Origin of the sequence: Saprospira grandis DSM 2844 (assembly GCF_000275825.1) — a bacterium.
Lineage (GTDB): Bacteria > Bacteroidota > Bacteroidia > Chitinophagales > Saprospiraceae > Saprospira > Saprospira grandis_A.
Map to the genome: position 1 here is coordinate 3,078,070 of NZ_JH719942.1, position 18,375 is coordinate 3,096,444.

Annotated in this window: 12 protein-coding genes; 9 read left to right on the top strand and 3 right to left on the bottom strand. The window is 47.0% G+C overall.

Going from position 1 to position 18,375, the window contains the following annotated elements; genetic code table 11:
- Positions 1 to 737: 737 nt before the first annotated feature.
- From SAPGRDRAFT_RS14010 to SAPGRDRAFT_RS14035, 7 genes are all read left to right on the top strand, one after another.
- Complete coding sequence (locus SAPGRDRAFT_RS14010; protein ID WP_037350288.1) at positions 738 to 929, top strand: hypothetical protein; 192 nt, start codon at positions 738 to 740, stop codon at positions 927 to 929.
- A 374-nt stretch (positions 930 to 1,303) separates the two neighbouring features.
- Positions 1,304 to 1,450: a hypothetical protein gene (locus SAPGRDRAFT_RS23140; RefSeq protein WP_172635361.1), complete on the top strand. Its 147-nt coding sequence runs from the start codon at positions 1,304 to 1,306 to the stop codon at positions 1,448 to 1,450.
- Between the two features lie 178 nt (positions 1,451 to 1,628).
- Positions 1,629 to 3,185, top strand: a complete 1,557-nt coding sequence (locus SAPGRDRAFT_RS14015) for a T9SS type A sorting domain-containing protein (protein WP_002659906.1) — start codon at positions 1,629 to 1,631, stop codon at positions 3,183 to 3,185.
- Positions 3,186 to 3,298: 113 nt separating this feature from the next.
- Complete coding sequence (locus SAPGRDRAFT_RS14020; protein ID WP_002659907.1) at positions 3,299 to 3,553, top strand: hypothetical protein; 255 nt, start codon at positions 3,299 to 3,301, stop codon at positions 3,551 to 3,553.
- 130 nt (positions 3,554 to 3,683) lie between these two features.
- Entirely contained in the window at positions 3,684 to 4,889 is a 1,206-nt protein-coding gene (locus tag SAPGRDRAFT_RS14025; protein WP_002659908.1) for a glycosyltransferase, read from the top strand.
- Positions 4,855 to 6,102, top strand: a complete 1,248-nt coding sequence (locus SAPGRDRAFT_RS14030) for a bifunctional 3,4-dihydroxy-2-butanone-4-phosphate synthase/GTP cyclohydrolase II (RefSeq protein ID WP_002659909.1) — start codon at positions 4,855 to 4,857, stop codon at positions 6,100 to 6,102. Before SAPGRDRAFT_RS14025 ends, SAPGRDRAFT_RS14030 begins: the two co-directional genes overlap by 35 nt.
- A 243-nt stretch (positions 6,103 to 6,345) precedes the next feature.
- A complete protein-coding gene (locus tag SAPGRDRAFT_RS14035) occupies positions 6,346 to 6,936 on the top strand; it encodes a bifunctional nuclease family protein (RefSeq protein ID WP_002659910.1) in 591 nt (196 codons plus the stop codon).
- 237 nt (positions 6,937 to 7,173) lie between these two features.
- Here the strand turns inward: SAPGRDRAFT_RS14035 and SAPGRDRAFT_RS14040 are convergent, their stop codons facing one another.
- The 3 genes from SAPGRDRAFT_RS14040 to SAPGRDRAFT_RS14050 all read right to left on the bottom strand — a co-directional run bounded on the left by SAPGRDRAFT_RS14040 (position 7,174) and on the right by SAPGRDRAFT_RS14050 (position 13,146).
- Positions 7,174 to 10,605, bottom strand: coding sequence for a T9SS type A sorting domain-containing protein (locus SAPGRDRAFT_RS14040; RefSeq protein WP_002659911.1), 3,432 nt, complete (start codon positions 10,603 to 10,605; stop codon positions 7,174 to 7,176).
- Positions 10,606 to 11,179: 574 nt separating this feature from the next.
- Positions 11,180 to 12,316: an OmpA family protein gene (locus tag SAPGRDRAFT_RS14045; RefSeq protein WP_002659912.1), complete on the bottom strand. Its 1,137-nt coding sequence runs from the start codon at positions 12,314 to 12,316 to the stop codon at positions 11,180 to 11,182.
- Positions 12,317 to 12,378: 62 nt separating this feature from the next.
- Entirely contained in the window at positions 12,379 to 13,146 is a 768-nt protein-coding gene (locus tag SAPGRDRAFT_RS14050; RefSeq protein ID WP_002659913.1) for an alpha/beta fold hydrolase, read from the bottom strand.
- Between the two features lie 356 nt (positions 13,147 to 13,502).
- On the opposite strand from SAPGRDRAFT_RS14050, the gene topA reads away from it, so the two are divergent.
- A complete protein-coding gene (gene topA / locus SAPGRDRAFT_RS14055) occupies positions 13,503 to 16,148 on the top strand; it encodes a type I DNA topoisomerase (protein ID WP_002659914.1) in 2,646 nt (881 codons plus the stop codon).
- A gap of 357 nt (positions 16,149 to 16,505) precedes the next feature.
- Entirely contained in the window at positions 16,506 to 18,368 is a 1,863-nt protein-coding gene (locus tag SAPGRDRAFT_RS23760) for a T9SS type A sorting domain-containing protein (RefSeq protein WP_002659915.1), read from the top strand.
- The last annotated feature ends 7 nt before the right edge of the window (positions 18,369 to 18,375 follow it).

Consider the following 18,375-nt stretch of genomic DNA (forward strand, 5'->3'; position numbering starts at 1 on the left):
AGGCCCTCGCAGAGGGCTGTCTAAAAAAGCTAGCCTAGGGGCTTGTCCCTAGGCAGCAAGAAGGGCAGACACAAAATTTTAAATACGCCCATTTATTAGTCCCTCAACTTTTTCTTGGAGTTTTGAAAAAAGGAGAGGTAAAGAAAGTGTCTTTTAGTGGCTGGGTAGCTTTGGGCCGAAGCTTAATGGAAAGCTATAAGTAGAAAAAGCGAACAAGGACTTTAGTCCGTCAGTTCGCTCAGTTAATAACCCTGGGCTTCAGCCCAGGGCGGTAAGCATAGCAATTGTTTTTACCCCTGATTTTTTTGTGTGGACTTGTTTGGGGCCCATGGGCTGAAGCCCATGGTTGCGGGTCTATGCAAACTGGCGGGCTAAAGCCCTTCTTTGCTGATGGAGCCTAGTGGAACAGCAAATCCCCTCGAATGAGGGGATGGCGTTTTTTTCAATAGCCTAGGGCCTTGGCCCTAGGGTTCCTATGAAATTTATGGGGGAGAAATAATAGCAATTGTTTTTTTGTGTGGAGTTGTTTTGGGCCCATGGGCTGAAGCCCATGGTTGCGGGTCTATGCAAAGAGCGGGCTAAAGCCCTTCTTTGCTGATGGAGCCTATTGGAACAGAAAATCCCCTCGAATGAGGGGATGGCGTTTTTTTCGATAGCCGAGGGCCTTGGCCCTAGGGTTATTATGAAATTTATGGGGGAGACAAAAACAAAATCAAACTACCGAAGAAAAACAACCCTTGTTCAAAGCGGTAGAGGATTTTAATCCTCTCCGCACTATAGATGTAGAATGGGGTTGTTGTATGGCTGCTGGTTTCAACCTGCAGCCACGGCTAGCAGGCGGCAGTATTGAGATAGTTTTATTAGTCCCTCAACTTTTTCTGGGGTTTTTTGAAAAAGGAGAGATAAGAGATAAAGAAAGCGTTTTTTAGTGGCTAGGTAGTTTTGGGCTGAAGCTTAATGGAAAGCTACAAGTAGAAAAAGCGAACAAGGACTTTAGTCCGCTAGTTCGCTCAAGTCTACAACCCTGGGCTTCAGCCCAGGGCAGAAATAATAGTAATCGTTTTCATTCCTGAATTTTAGTGTAGAATTGTTTTGGGCCCATGGGCTGAAGCCCATGGTTGTGGGGCTATGCAAAGAGCGGGCTAAAGCCCTTGTTTGCTGATGGAGCCTATTGGAACAGAAAATCCCCTCGAATGAGGGGATGGCGTTTTTTTCGATAGCCTAGGGCCTTGGCCCTAGGGTTATTATGAAATTTATGGGGGAGACAAAAACAAAATCAAACTACCGAAGAAAAAAATAACCCTTGTTTAAGTTCAAAGCGGTAGAGGATTTTAATCCTCTCCGCACTATAGATGCAGAATGGGGTTGTTGTATGGCTGCTGGTTTTAACCTGCAGCCACAGCTAGCAGGCGGCGAAGCCGCCGCAAAGGAGCGAAGCGACTTGGCCTAGGGGCCTGAAAGGGTGGCCGCAGGCCAGACCGAAGCCCGAAGGGCTGAAGGGCCGAGCAGACCTGCGAGCCCTGCAAGGGCCCGGCCGCCGTAGGCGGCAGGCCCCAAAAAAATAGAAATAGACCCCTTTAAAAGCTAGGCGAAATTGTATATTAGGGCGCACCTTAAATTGTAATATTATGTTTCGATTATATCAATTTTTTATCGCCTTCATTTTGTTGGCGCCTGCATTGCTTTGGGCCCAGCAAGCCAGTCATTTAAATTGTGGGACCAGTCATCAGGCCCAAGCCATTGGGGTAGAACGCCTAGCAGAAAACCGCCGTATGGCCCCCCAACTCTTGGCCGATTGGCAGCAGCAGCTACAAAGCCGCAATAGTTTTGATAGTACGGTTTATGTCCCTATTGTTTTTCATCGGGTATCTAGAGGCGATGGAACAGGAGCCGCAACTTATCAGCAATTGCATGATAACCTCTGTGCTATCAATGGTTTTTATGCCGATATGAATGTGGTTTTTTATATTCATGAAATTAACGAAATTGCCAGCACGCAGCTATATGTCAATCAAGACAATACGGCGGATTATGTGCGTTCTTTGCACAAACGCAATGGCTATGTCAATATTTATGTGGGGGGGCCATATCAGCAAGGGACAAGCTATGGGGCCTATTATGCGCCCAATTTTGACTGGATCTTTGCCTGGAACAACCAAATTGCTGGGGGAACTACCCTGGCCCATGAATTAGGGCACTATTTTACCTTGGCCCATACGTTTTATGGCTGGGAGGGCATGGAGTACAGCAGCGCATCGGTAGGAAATAAGGCCCCAGAAATGGGCAGCAATGGCCGCCCAGTAGAAAAAGTGATCCGTGGCCAAACTGGCGAAAACTGCCAATGGGCCGCAGATGGCTTCTGTGATACCCCCCCAGATTATGCTTCTGGAGGCGGAGGATGTAGCTTTACCGAAACTTGGAGAGATCCCGATAGCATCTTGATTACGCCTAGCAGCAATACGCCACTAATTAATAACCATATGAGCTACTTCTCTTGCCGGACCAGCTTTACAGACCAGCAAAAAGAGGCCATTATGCTCGATATGATTTCTAGAGGACAGCATTATAATGCCGCCCCAGCCGCCCTTACTGCCGATGGTACGCCCAGCCTGATCTTTCCAGAAGATGGGGGACTTATCCCCAATGTAGACCAGGGGGTAGAGTTGCGCTGGCAGGCCGCTAATGCAGCTCATGCCTATTGGGTTGTGGTAGAAAAAGTAACGCCCAACAGTTGTATTCCCACCGGACAAACTCAGGAGTTTATAGCTCAAGGAACCTACCTTTGGTTGGATCTAGAGCCTGGGCAATACTATCGCTGGAGCGTTCGGGCGATGGGAGCCGAAAACCCCTGTAACTACAATGCAAGTCCCTGGGCTTGCTTCCGTACCGAGGCTTGGACCACCGCCGTAGCGGCTACAGAACAATTGGCCAGCGCCAAACTTTGGCCCAATCCACAGCTTGTAGGCCAAGAGCTGATTTTGTCTTTAGAAACAGCCCAAAGCCAAAAAGCCAGCCTTGAAATTTATAACAATTTGGGCCAGCGCGTGGCTAGCCAAAGCCTTTCTTTAGCGGCTGGCGAGCAGCTACTTCGCATAGCTACCCAAGATTTGCAGGCAGGGCACTACTGGCTCAATTTGCAAATGCAGAGCAAAAATAAGCAACTGCCTTTTGTTTTAGTCGATTAAAAAAGAAAGGGGCCAATTGGTTTTTTAAGAGATAAACTATATTTTTACCGCTAATCTATTAAGATTTCATTAGCACACTAGGCCTTTTGGCCCTACTATAATTCCTTTAGAATATGTCTAGAAAACAATATGCCCCTCCTGGTGGATCTCATGAAAAGAAAACAACCCGCCGTGAGAAGAAAAAAATGCGCAAAGAAAACCCCCTACAACCACTAGAACAAACTACAGAAGTGGTCGAAGAGCAAAACATGATGTTTACCGCCCCCGATGAGGAGGACCGCAAGCAGTTGCGTATGCTCACCATCATTGCGGTAGTTAGTCTTTTTGCCCTAATGTTCTTGATGTACTTTGTCTTCATCTCGACCTAATCGGCCAAAATGCCAAGAAAAAAGAGTCAGCCTTTTTAGGTTTGACTCTTTTTTTGTGCCACCAGTTTTTCAACCACTTCTTCCACTAAGGCAAAAAATATGCGTAGTTTTGCGGCCTAAAAGCAGCTAAATGATATTTGGAATAGGGCTTACAATTTTTTTGCTTTCCTCTTTTGCCGTGGTGTACACTTATGTACTCTACCCCTTTTTGCTGCGCATTCTAAGCCAAGGGAAATCTTTGCAAGGAGCCATTTACGCCCCAAAAGACCCCGATTTGCCCGTTTTGGCCGTACTCATGGCCGCCCATAATGAGGAATTGGTCATGGAGCAAAAGATGCAGCAGCTATTAGCTGCTGAATATCCCGCCAAAAAGCTGCATATTTATGTGGGCTCCGATTGCTCTACCGATGCTACTAATGCCATCATGCAAGCTTATACGGCCCAATATCCTGCCCGCATTCACTTTTTCCCTTTTCAAGAACGACAAGGCAAACCCGCTATCATCAACCAATTGGCCGAGGCAGCCAAGGCCATATCTGCTGAGGTCCTCCTGATTACCGATGCCAATGTAATGCCCAAACCGGCCAGTATTTACGAGCTGCTCAAGCACTTTAAACAAAGCGATATTATCCTCGTCGATAGCAATATTCAGCACTATGATAGCGAGGCGGCAGGCATTGGCCGCAACGAACAAGGCTACATCTCTCAGGAAGTACAGGCCAAATACCGAGAAGGCCTAATTTGGGGCCGTACCCTAGGCCCATTAGGCGGCTTTTTTGCCCTGCGGGCCAGCCATTTTTCAGCTATCCCCAAAGGCTATTTGGTCGATGATTTTTATTGGGCTATGCGGGCCTTTGAACAAGGTGGCCGAGCCATTAGCGAACTCAAAGCCCTTTGCCTAGAAGATGTATCGGGCAACCTGGCCGGAGAGTTCCGCCGAAAGGTGCGCATTGCTAGCGGCAACTATAAAAACTTAGCCACCTTTAAGCATCTGCTTTTGCCCAAATGGGGGAGCCTCGCCTTTGTTTTTTGGTCGCATAAGGTCCTGCGTTGGCTAGGACCTGTTTTTATTCTGTTAAGTTGGAGCAGTTTGGCCCTGCTCAACCTCCTAGATAACAACTTAATCTGGACCCTCTTGTTTACAGGACAAAACCTCTTATTTTTTATCGTTCCATTGCTCGATTGGCTATTAGAGCAAATGGGCATACATCAGAAGTACCTGCGGTACATCCGATATTTTTTAGCCATGAATATTGCCCTAGTGAAGGGATTTATCAACTATATAAAAGGAGTCAAAACCAATGTCTGGCAACCAACAAAACGAAAGCTTGGATAGAAAACTGGATAGTATTGAAGCTGCCATTCAGGATATTCGCGACGGAAAAATCATTATTGTCGTCGATGATGAGGACCGTGAAAATGAAGGGGATTTTATCTGCGCCGCAGAAAAAATTACCCCCGAACTGGTCAACTTTATGGCCACGCATGGCCGCGGCCTCATTTGCACGCCACTTACCGAAGATCACTGCAAGGAACTTAAGCTCAAGCCCATGGTGCAAACCAATACCTCGCATCATGAAACTGCTTTTACGGTCTCTGTCGATCTGATTGGCCATGGCTGCAGTACGGGCATCTCTGCCTACGACCGCTCTACCGGAATCCGCCTACTGACCGACCCCAACACGAGCTGGACCGATTATGCCCGCCCAGGCCACATTTTCCCTCTTATCGCTAAAGATGGAGGCGTTTTGCGCCGCGCTGGACATACCGAGGCAGCTGTAGACCTCGCCCGCCTGGCTGGCTTGGCTCCCGCTGGCGTTTTGGTCGAAATCCTCAATGAAGACGGTACCATGGCCCGCCTACCCGATTTGATGAAGGTGGCCGAACGCTTCGACCTCAAAATTATTTCTATTGCCGACTTGATCAAGTACCGAGTAGAAAACGAAAAGTTGGTAGAGCGCCTCATTGATGTGCAAATGCCCACCGAATACGGCGACTTTCAATTGATCGCTTTTGAGGATAAAACCAGAAATGAAACGCATTTGGCCCTCAAAAAAGGCGACTGGAAGGCCGATGAACCCGTTTTGGTCCGGGTGCACTCTTCTTGCCAAACTGGCGATATCCTAGGCTCTCTCCGCTGCGATTGTGGGCCCCAATTGCATGCCGCCATGAAGCAAATTGAGGCAGAAGGCAAGGGACTTTTGCTCTATATTATGCAAGAGGGCCGTGGCATTGGCCTGCTCAATAAACTCAAAGCCTATAAGCTACAAGAACAGGGCTATGATACCGTAGAAGCCAACCTGATGCTCGGATTCAAAGCCGACGAACGAGACTATGGCATTGGGGCGCAAATTCTTAGAGAGTTGAAAATCAGTAAGATGCGACTAATGACCAACAACCCCACTAAGCGTATTGGCCTCATTGGCTATGGCCTTGAGGTTGTAGAAAATGTAGAACTAGAAATTGACCCCAATGAGCATAATGAGTTCTACCTCTTTACCAAAAGAGACAAAATGGGCCATACTATTCTAGATAAGAAAAAGTCTTAGGATTTGGGGCCTCCCGCCTTCGGCGGGCGCTACGTTTCAGGGCTCGCTATTCGCTCGGCCCTTCAGCGCTTGCAGCGCTTCGGTCTGGCGCTTTGCGCCACCCTTGCACATCGCTAGGCCTGCGGCGGCTTTGCCGCCTGTACCCTGCAAAAAAGCCCTGCCGATAAAGCAAAAGGGCTTTTTTGCTTTCCTATAATTTTTTATCTTTGTGCCCTTTGCTGTTCAAACACAACGCATCACCAAATGAAAAAAGTAGAGTTAGAAATTGTCGCCCTTTCGCATAGTTTGGCCCAATCACAGAATTATGCCGTAGTTTTGGGCGAAATGGAGGGCAGTCGCCGTTTGCCTATTGTCATCGGAGGATTTGAGGCCCAGGCTATTGCTGTGGCCATGGAGGGCATGCAGGCTAGCCGACCGATGACCCACGACCTATTCCGCAATACGATTGATACCCTGAATGTAGAATTACAAGAGGTCATTATTAGTAATTTGGTAGATGGTATTTTCTATGCCAATTTGGTGTTTATCCAAAATGGAAAAACCATAGAAATTGACTCTAGAAGCTCGGATGCCTTGGCCCTAGCGGTCCGCTTTGAATGCCCAGTATATACCTATGAGTTTATTTTGGAGCAGGCGGGTATTGTGCTAGAGGAAGAAACCGAAAGAGAGATGGAAGAGGCCAAAAACCGCCGTCAGGAACAACAAAAAAGCCGTTCATTAGAAGATCTGAGTCTAGAAGAACTAGAGCAAAAGCTCAATGAGGTTTTGCAGGCCGAAAACTATGAGCAGGCGGCAAAGATCCGAGATGAAATGAATCGCCGAGGGAGCAACTAAGCCCTATTGGTCCAGATAAAAGAAAAGCCGCTCTCCATTTTAGGAGAGCGGCTTTTTGCGTTTTGCAGGCGGCGAAGCCGCCGCAGGCCCAGCGCTGCGCAGCCGTGGCCCGCAGGGCCAGACCCAAGCCGCCGCAGGCGGCTGCAGGGCCGAGCAGACCTGCGAGCGGCAGAGCATAGCGGCGGCCGAGCTAGGCGAAGCCTAGCCGGCCGCGGGCCCCAAAACCCAGAATAAAAACTAGTTAATTTTAGAAAAGCGCAGTGTTTTTTGGTAGCTACCGCCTTCACTTTTGATACAAATAAAATACTGGCCAGCGGGCAAGTTGGCTAGGGGGCTGAGCTCAAACTCTTGGATGCCTGCCTGTAGGTTTAGCTGAGGCATTTGGGCCAAATTGCGGCCTAGTACATCGGTAATTTGGACCTCTAGCTGCATATCTTGGGGCAATTGCAGGCGCAAAAAGGCCGTAGAGCGGCTTGGGTTGGGGTAGAGCGTCAAGAAATTGAAGCCCTTATCATCTTGATAGCGAAAATGCTGTTGTTCGCAGATTTGTTCTAGGCTGCCATCCAGTTTTTCGAGAACCAAGCGATAATAGTAATCGGTATTGGGCCAGAGGATTTGGTTTTCTTGCCATTGGTAGTTTTGTGCTGTAGCCTGATTGCCCGTAGAGGGGACAAAAGCAACAGTTTGGAAATCGCCATCTGCATTGGCTCTTTCAATGTGAACAGCAAGATGATCTTCTTCTTGGGCTAGGGTCCAAAAGAGGCGAGGCTGTCCAGATTCGCTATTTTCGACTTGGAAATTCTCGCAATTGGTGGCTACGAGAACGCAGCTAATCGTCACATTATTAGTTAGGGCACAACTGCCATCTGTTGCATTGACTTGGTAGGTCGTGCTGCTGCCTATTGGGGTAGCCGTAGGGTTGGCAATATTGGGATCGGAAAGGGTGGCTGTGGGCGACCAGTTGTAGTAATTAACGCCACCAATTTGATAATCTACACGGGCATCTGTTAAGCAAGAGTAGTTTCCTGAGCAGGAGAAATTCACATTATTGTTGGGGACGAGCGTAAGGGTCACTTGGCCGTCGTCATTCCAGCTGTTCCAGCTAGCGCTAGGAATAAGGACCGTATTGCAAAATCCGGGAGAGCCACAATCGGAATAAGAGGCGCCAGCAGTTACTTCATTGAAGAAGCCAAGGCTAACTCCATCTTCACCGAAGAGTTCGACTCCTTCACTACTAGAGCCATAGTCTCCTTCTATGCAAAACTCTAGAGAAACATTGCTAGAGGCATCGGGAACAGAACCATTAAAGAGGAGTTGGTGGGTATAATTGAGGGTCGTTCCAGAGCAATCATTTCCGCCAGCAGCAGGCGTACAATAGCTAAGTTCCATCCGAAGCGAGTCACCTCCACAGAGGCTTTCATTGATTCCACCTTGGTCGGTTGCGGTAAAGACAATGCTGCCATTGGCGGCCCAAGCATCAATTTGGGCATCTGTTAGGCTAATCGTAGTGCTATGTACGGTACCGCATTGGGTACCGCCTCCGCCTATGCTTCCGATAGGGCTGCCATTTTCGTCATCGATATCCCAGACTTCATTACTACCATTAAGGTCTCCATAGGCGTAGATAGTAAGTGTACCACCACCTGAAGCTCCTATGGGAGTTCCTGCAAAAGTAATAGTTGTTATGTTATTTAGTGTTGCGCCAGAGGCTTGGATACCTTGGTCGTAGCAGCTTGCGGAAACGCCAAGAGGCATAGCTTCGGTATAATTTGTAGCGCCACAATAAGAAAGTGTAATAGAGACCGAGTCATTGGTACAGAGGCTAGGGTTCACGGCAGAAGAGCCAATAGAAGTAAAGCTGACGACTCCATCTGCGGCCCAGCTGGCTAGTTGGGCCTGAGAAACCGTAAGGCTAACACATTCGGCGGCACCACATTGAGCGGGGCCGCTTGCATCGGCAATAATGGTCAGTGTATTTCCATTTTCGTCTTGGATGGTCCAGTTTTCATTAGTACTGTTAATATCTCCTTGAACGCAAATATCGAGGGTAGCGCCGGCATTGGGTGAAGTAGGGATGCCTCCAAAGTTATGTGTATTGTTATTTGTTAGCATAGGTTTAGTAATCATGTTTCTTTCTGCGACACAATTGGAGGAATTTAATGGTACTCCATTGATCAATAGTTCGGCCTCTAGTTGAACGGGAGGGTCGCCAGTACAATAGTTGTTTGTACTAGCCGATACATTTAGCTGAATATCTTGGTCAATAATATTGACGGCATTTGTGGCCGTACAACCTGTGGATCCATCGGTAAAGGTTACGCGGTAGGTGCTAGGGGCATTAACGGTAGCGGTAGGGTTTTGGCAATTGGTACAGGAGAGTCCCGTTGCGGGCCCCCAGGCATAGGTTCCTGCTGTTCCGGAGCTAGCCGATAGGGGGGTAGTTAGTGTTTGGCTGGGGCATTTTTCAATATTTTGGCTACCCATGCGTACAGTGGGGAGCTGAACGCTATATCCTAAGACTTGGAAGCCTGGGATAGGGCAGGAATTATCCTCAAAGGTAAGGGTGAAATTATAGTTGGCTAGGGCGCCATTAGGAACGGTCCAGTTTACATCAATATAGGCGGGATTGACATTATCGACGATAGAGATGGTGGCACCGGGGAGGTTGGCGGTTACGGTTTCAGAGATTTGGATCAGATCGGTAAGATCGGGGTCTTGGGCTCTTACTCTAAAGCTCATATTATTGCCCTCACAGGTAGATAAGGTGGTTCCGCTAAGGCTGGCCCCAGAAACATTGCTAACGGGATCTACAGAGAGCACATTATTACTACAGTTAATGACTACAATTTGCATGTCACGGATCGTATTTCCGATGAGGACCCCATTTCTAAATTCCTCAACGAGGACGGCAATGGCGGCAATTTGTGTACCATTAGGGGTAATACTAATTTGGCCCGTATTGGGATTGAATCCAAATGTCCCCGTCGTGCTCATAGGTTGGTTAGCAGTAAAGCCGCCACTAAAAGTAACGCCTGTTCCTGCATTATCTAGAGGCGTAATCATGCTATAGGCTATAGAGTCGCCTTCTGCATCAATAACGCCATGGTTGTATTCAAAGGGAACGCCCTCACAGATATAGGGAACTGGGGGCGTCGTAAAAGATGGCGAGCTATTGCATCCGCCATCTAAATTATTGAGCAAGGCCTCAATATACATCCAAGCAGAGCCAGGATTGGTAATATTGGTAACTACATTATTACGGTTTCCTGTACGATAAGATAAAATCCAATCCGTACAAGCTGCAGGTAGGGTGATGGTTCCGCTATATTGATAGACTTCTACCCCCTGAAGGCTTCCACCATTACAGCTAGAGTTGGGCAATTCGGCAGGGCAGAGGGGAGATGCTTCTGCAAAAGATGTTTGCGTAAGTGTGACAGAGGTAGACTGCCCACAACTAGCCGAATTTATGTTAATAGTAGCTGAAGATGGCGCAGATACACCCGAGCAATCTCTGTAGAATTGTAGATTAACTTGGTACTGGTTTCCGCCCAGACATTGATAGGTGAGGTCTGCCCCTACAATGTGGGTGGCAGAGCTAGATAGAGGGAGTAGTAGAAAGCTTAGAGAAATCCAAGCTAATCTACTTATTGAAGTAGTTAGTTCTCTCATTATTAGTTAGTTAGGTTGTTCTGATCTCCTGGAGAGCAGTAGATTTTGTTCTTCGCATATAAAAATATGGAATTATTTATAATCTAAATAAGAATTTGAGATTTAGGCTTGATTAAAATAAAAAAGCAGCTATTTATTCATTTATAAGTTAAGTGTTAAAGCCTGTATTTTAGGAAGGGGGCGAAGAGGTTTGTAAAAATCTATAAGCAAAGTTGAGCTTGTTTTTTTGTGAAAAAAAAGAGAATTTATAAGCTTGAAATCATCTAATTTTTAAACTAAAATCCTAAAAAAAAAATTCCTGTTTTTAGGTTATTTAGTATGGTCTGCCCAATATTTGCCTCTCTCTTTTGCTCTTAGGCCAAGGGCGGGCTTGGCCCAGCGCTGCGCAGCCGTGGCCCGCAGGGCCAGACCCAAGCCGCCGCAGGCGGCTGCAGGGCCGAGCAGACCTGCGAGCGGCAGAGCATAGCGGCGGCCGAGCTAGGCGAAGCCTAGCCCGGCCGCGGGCCCCAAAACAAAAAAAAAGCCCATCCTTGCAGAACAAGAATGGACCATAATAATTAGGTTTTTTAAAGCTTTACTCGCAGCTTAGTTGTACCTCTACGCGGCGGTTGAGGGCGCCTCCCTCGGGCAAAATCGGCTTTTCGAGACCATAGTATTCAATCTCGATGCGCCAAGGCGAGATGCCCATCATCGAGAGCCAACGCTGCACCTTATAAGCTCGTTTTTTAGAGAGCTCTTTCATGCGCTCCTTATCGCCAAAAATATCGGTATGTCCAATAACGGTCAGCTTAGAGTTGGGGTGCTTTTCCATAAAATCAAAGACGTAATGCAATACCTGCTTACATTTGACCATTCCCTTAAAGTCAGTGGTGCCATCCTGAAACTGCAAGCCATCAAGGACCAAAGGTTGGCCACAAACAACATCTTCCGCCGAGCGAACCCGAGCCACGCCACCTGGCTCTTCTGAAGCCGGAATTTTAGGCGTTTTGGGGATAGGCTTGGGTTGGGGCTCTTTTTTAGGCTTAGGCTTAGGCTTGGGTTTAGGCTTGGGCTCTACCTTAGCAATAGGATCTTTGGGCTCTACCTTAGGCTCTACTTTGGGTTTGGGCTTGGGCTTTTTGTTGGTGTTTACGCCAAATTTGCGCTCAAATTTTCGGACATTTTCTTCAGAGTCTGCAATTTTACCCAAACTTTCGTCATTCCAAGTTTTTAGCTTAACATCAAAGCAATTGAAGTGATTTTGGTCAAATTCATGGCCTCTGCCCTCAATAAAATCGGCGGCTTTGACATCATTGGGCAGGCGCTCAAAATGCACCTCGCAGCTAAAAACCGTATAGCCAAAACCATCCAAAGACATATATTCGCCCTTGCTTCTGAGATGGCGGGCCATCATTTGGCTATTTCTCCGAATATTTTTAATGGCTTTCAAATTAAAAGAACGCCCATCTTTGGCCCGCAAATACCAAGGCGCTTCTCCACCAGGAGGATAAAAAATGGCACTGATGCCTTGGCCAGAGCGACAAACAAAACGAAAATAAAAAACAGTCTCGTTTTTTGTATACTCAATTTTATCCAAAATGTAGTTATCCTGCCATTTTCGATAAACGGGCTTGTGGTCGGTATACTCCTTTTGGGCCAAGAGGGGGGAGCTCAGCCAACAAGCTAGAAAAAGAAAAATAGAGAGTAATCTCAGGGGAACATGCAAACTCATTTATATTTATTTTTAAGTGAACTTAATGGTTACTTTTTGCAAATCAAAAGACTTACCAAACCTTAATCCTGAGCAAAAAACTTACGCAAAGTCGCCAAAAATTCTTGAGGCTGCTCGGCATGTACCCAATGCCCAGCATTTGCTATTGGGGCAATTTGGGCCGCAGGAAAATACTGTTGGTAGTCGGCCAACTCGGCGGGGTTGATGTACTTAGAATTAACGCCCTGCACAAATAAGGTAGGACCTTCATATTGCTCTTCAGGCAAACTGTTGGCCAAAATCTCTTGATAATGCGCCGCAATGACAGGCAGGTTCATTTTCCAACGATAGCCCCCAGCCCGCTCTCGACTCAGATTTTTGAGCAAAAACTGAACAACGCCCTCCTCCGGAATACTTTTCCGCAAATGACTTTCTGCCTCCGACCGACTCGCCAACTCCCGCAAGGGCAGGGCCTGCATGGCCGCAATAATCCGCTCATGATTGCCCGAATAACTTTTGGGCGCAATATCTACAACCACCAATTGTTCTACCATATCAGGCTCCTCTAAGGCCAGCTGCATAGCCACTTTGCCCCCCATAGAATGCCCCAAAATTTTGGCCTCATATAACCAATTGTCTTCCATAAACCGCCGAATATCATCGGCCATTAGGGCATAACTAAAGTCTTCTGAATGCGGCGACTTGCCATGGTTGCGCAAGTCTACCAAAAATACCATATATTCTTTAGCCAATTCCTTGGCCACATACTGCCAATTATCCAACATCCCAAACATCCCATGCATAATCACTATGGGCTTGCCCGCTCCGTACTGCTTAAAATTTAATTTCATTTGTTATATATTTAGTTAATTTTTGGGGGCCTCCCGCCTGCGGCGGGCGCTACGTTTTGGGGCTCGCTGTTCGCTCGGCCCTTCGCTTTTTTCGCTTTGCTCAAAAAACTCGGTCTGGCCTTCGGCCACCCCTACACATCGCTAGGCCAAAAATAGCCCAGTTTTGGCCCCCGAAGTAGGGCGATAAAACAATTTTTCTGGCAAAAAGCTGTCTTTTTCTTGATTTTTACAAAAAAATAAGCGTTCATCTTTTCACAAATACAGAAAAAACTTAGTATTAGGGCAAGGATTATCTCCCCCCACCCAATTTTTGCCCTAAAGCCACCCTCTTTAAGGCACACCTATTTAAACTTACTATGGCCAAAAATCTATTAATCGTCGAGTCGCCTGCTAAGGCCAAAACTATTGAAAAATATCTCGGTAAAGACTTTACCGTGAAATCGAGTTTCGGACATATCCGAGACCTCATCAAAAATTCTAAAGATAAAAAAGCTATCGAAGTGGACAATAATTATAAGGTCCACTACGAAATCTCTCCCGCCAAAAGAAAGGTGGTGAGCGAACTCAAAAGCTGGGTCAAAAAAGTTGATGAGGTTTGGCTCGCAACGGATGAAGACCGCGAAGGAGAAGCCATCTCTTGGCACCTCGCTAAGGTGCTCAACCTAGATGTGCACAAAACAAAACGCATCGTCTTCCGCGAAATTACTAAACCCGCTCTCCAAAAAGCAATTACCGCTCCCCGCCTTATCGACCTGGACCTAGTCAATGCTCAACAAGCCCGACGCGTCCTCGATCGATTGGTCGGCTTTGAACTCTCTGAATTACTCTGGAAGAAAATCCGTGGAAAACTCTCCGCTGGCCGTGTCCAATCTGTGGCCGTCCGCCTAGTCGTTGAAAAAGAACGCGCTATTGATGAGTTTTCACCTCAAGCCTTTTTTGCAGGCACGGCCAGCTTTTTGGTCCCCAACGAAAGAGGGGGAACCTCTAAACTACAGGCCAAACTCTATAGCCGAGAGAGCAAAAGTAAAGAACTACATATAGATACCGTAGAAGAGGCCCAGGCTTTATTGAAAGACTGTATTGCCGCCGAATTTACCATTGAAGATATTGAGGTCAAAGATAGTAAACGCCGCCCCCCAGCACCCTTTACTACCTCTACGCTCCAACAAGATGCTTCGCATAAGCTTTATTTTAGTGTGTCTAAAACAATGCAGGTGGCCCAAAGGCTATATGAGGCCGGGCATATTACTTATATGCGTACCGACTCTACCAACCTTAGCCAAACCGCTATGCAGGCCCTAGAAGCAGAGATTAAAAGTTCTTTTGGCCCAAAATATTATCAAGCCCGTAGCTTCAATAATAAAAAAGGCGCCCAAGAGGCTCACGAAGCCATCCGCCCCACCAATGTAGAGAAAAAAGTGGTCAGCAATAACCGAGACGAACAACGCCTCTATGACCTCATCCGCAAAAGAACCCTGGCTAGCCAAATGGCCGATGCCCTGCTCGAGAAAACAACGGTGACCATCAATATCTCTAGCCGCCCCAATGAAATTTTCTTGGCCAAAGGAGAAGTCATTAAGTTTGAAGGCTTTTTGGCCCTCTACCTGCTTCATAAAGAAGAAGAGGAGGAAGAGGACGATAGCAATAGCGATCTGCTCCCACCCATGAAGCTGGGCCAAAAACTCAAAAACGAAAATATCGATGCCACCGAACGCTTTAGCCGGGGACCCTCTCGATATGCAGAGGCTTCTTTGGTCAAGGAGCTAGAAAAAAGAGGCATTGGCCGACCCTCTACTTATGCCCCAACTATTACCAAAATTATGGACCCTAGCCGCGGCTATGTGACTAAGGAAACTAGAGAGGGCCAAGAACGTAATTATCGTAAGCTCTCTTTGGTCCAAGAAGCCGCAGAAATTAAAGCAGAGGAACTGACCGAAAAATACGGTACCGAGAAAAACAAACTCTTCGCTTCTGATTTGGGCAAACAGGTGACCGATTTCTTGATGGAGCATTTTGGCGATATTATGGACTATAATTTTACCGCCGATGTAGAAGACCGCCTCGATAAAGTGGCCGAGGGCCAAGAGCAATGGCAAAAAATGCTGGACCTTATCTATAAGCCTTTCCACGAATTAGTAGAACAAACCGCCGAAGATGCCGACCGAGTCACCGGAGAACGAATTTTAGGTAAGGACCCCAAAACTGGACATACCCTCCTCGTCCGTATTGGCCGATATGGCCCCCTAGCCCAAATTGGTGCCCCCGATGAACTTGGCGAAGAGGAAAAACCTCAATATGCCAACCTCAAAAGAGAACAGTCTATTGAAACTATTACTTTTGAAGAGGCCCTAGAACTCTTTAAGTTGCCCAGAAATATCGGAAGCTATAAAGGCCAAGAACTAGAAGTAAATGCTGGCCGCTATGGCCCTTACGTTAAGTTTGATGGCAAGTTTATTTCTCTGCCAAAAGGCGCAGACCCCATTAGCTTTACTTATGAAGAGGCGATCCCATTAGTAGAGGCCCGAATCAAAGAAGATGCGCCAATTGGCCACTTCAAAGATTTACCCATTACTAAGGGCGCTGGCCGCTTTGGCCCTTTTGTCAAATGGAATAAGCTGTTTGTCTCTATTACTAAGGGCTCTGGCTTCCAACTAGAAACAATCACTGAGGCCCAAGCTGTAGAACTAATTGAGGCCAAACTAGAAAAAGAAGCCAACCGCTATATCCAAAAATGGCCCGATTATGCCCTCAATATCGAAAATGGTCGCTGGGGACCCTTTATCCGCTCGGGCAAAAAATCATACAAATTACTCAATGCTGAAGGCAAAAAATTAACCCCAGAAGAAGCTAAGGAGGTGACAGTAGAACGCGCTATCGAATTGGTGGAAGAACAAGGCGGTAAGGTCAAAAAACCTAAAGCCAAGAAAACAACGGCCAAAAAGAAAACAACAAGCAAAAAGGCCAGTACCAAAAAGAAGACAACAACCAAAAAAACAAAATAACCTTTGTCTCTTTAGCAAAAAGGAGCGAACAGAATTTTCTGTTCGCTCCTTTTTTTGCCCTAAAAGCTGCCCCTGGCCCAGCGCTGCGCAGCCGTGGCCGAAGGCCAGACCAAGTTTTTTTGAGCAAAGCGAAAAAAAACGAAGGGCCGAGCAGACTTGCGAGCGGCGCAGCATAGCGGCGGCCGACCTAGGCAAAGCCTAGCCGGCCGCGGGCCCCAAATCCCTTAAGTTTAACTTTTTATAATTAGTCTTCTTTAGAATTAAACTTGCAAAATATTGTATATTTGTGACAACAAGTAAATCTAACTCTACCCCTAAGCAATTTTTAATTTTTGAAAAGCTTTTAAAGTTAAAATTTTGAAGAACATTTATCTCTTTTTGTCCCTGTTTTGTTTTGCCCATTTTGCATCTGCCCAAATTCAAGTGAATGCTTATGCCCGAGTGACTAGTATTACTGGCAATAGCCTGCAACTGAGCCAAGTAGATGAGGCTTTTGATAGTTTTGAAGATGGCGAAGAAGTCCTGATCATTCAAGTTCAAGATGATGTAATTGGCGCCAATATCGCTAATAATAGCAGCTTTGGAGAGCTGGACCAAATCCTGAATGCAGGCAATTTTGAAATTGCTCAGATTTTATTTCATACAGAATCTGCCGGCACGCCTGTTAGCATTACACTCCAAAATCCGCTGAGTAGACCTTATAGTACCGGACCTAATAGCCGCCTACAAATTGTCTCTTTTCCAAAATTAGGTAGCCCCAATTATACCACAACTTCAGATATTACGGCCAAAGCTTGGGATGGCCAAACTGGGGGCGTCCTCGCTTTCGAGGTGCCAAATCAACTCACTTTGGCCCACAATATTTCTGCAGATGGCCTAGGCTTTCGAGGAGGAGCCGTCTCTAGAAATGCTTATGGCGCCTTCTGTAGTTCGCATAGCGTCTATATCAGCAGCTCCGATGAATATGGCGCAAAAGGAGAGGGGATCTACCCCAATACAAATGCTAATCATACCTACGCTAAGGCCAAAATACTGAACGGTGGCGGCGGTGGCGGCCACCATAATGGCGGTGGCGGCGGTGGCGGAAATTATACCGAAGGAGGAGAAGGGGGCCGTGGCTATAATGGCGGAAGTAATGTCTGCCCCGCAGCTACATCTGTTGGCGGCCAGCAAGGTATCGCCCTAGCTGCTCAAATCGCTCCCAACCGAGTTTTTCTTGGCGGCGGCGGCGGCGGTGGCCAACAAAATAATAGCCGTGCAACCGCTGGAGCCAATGGTGGCGGAATGATCTATATCAAAGCCCAAGAAATTATTAGCCCCGCTAGCTGTAGCGGAGTCTCTATCTCTGCCAACGGAAATGATGCCGCTTCTTGGACCAATGATGGCGCCGGTGGCGGCGGGGCCGGAGGAAGTATCCTACTGTCTGTTAATAGCTTTTCTATAAATACAACTTGCCCGCTTTTAGTAGAGGCTAGCGGCGGAACAGGAGGTACCAGCAACAGTAGCCCACATGGCGGCGGCGGCGGCGGCGGACAAGGCGTTGTCTTCTACTCTAATACTAGCCTAATTACTAATGTTAGTAGCCGAACAGATAACGGATTGGCAGGCTGTAATAATAACTCTAGCCCCTGTAATAATTTTGCAGGCAGCCCCACCGGAATCAATGGAGATGGCGTCTTTGATGAGGTCCTCCTTCCCCTAGAATTGAGCTACTTTAAGGCCCAAAAACAAGACGAAAAAGTGCTGCTCAGCTGGGGCGTTGGCTCAAGCGATCAAACTACTTTGTTTGAACTGCAACGTGCCGCAGATGGACTGGAATTTGAAGCTATCGCCCAAATCCCCGCCCAATTTAATCAAACGGAATATACCTTCCTAGATGCCGACCCCATCAAAGGTCAGTCTTATTATCGCCTCCTGCAAATTGGCGAAAATGAAGAGCAACAGTACTCTATTATCCAAGCGGTTTATCTAGAACAACTGTCCAATAATATCCAACTTTGGCCCAATCCCGCCAAAAATGAACTCTACCTCGCTAGCGAACAAGTAGATGAGATTACTCAACTAGAGTTGCTGGACCTCCAAGGCCGTAAGCAAACTATTCAATACCAAAAAGAAAATAATCGCCTGCATATCCAATGGATGAACCTCCCCCAAGGCATTTATTTTCTCCAAATTATTGGAGAAGACTTTTACCAAACTAAAAAGATCCAAATCCATTAGATAACTA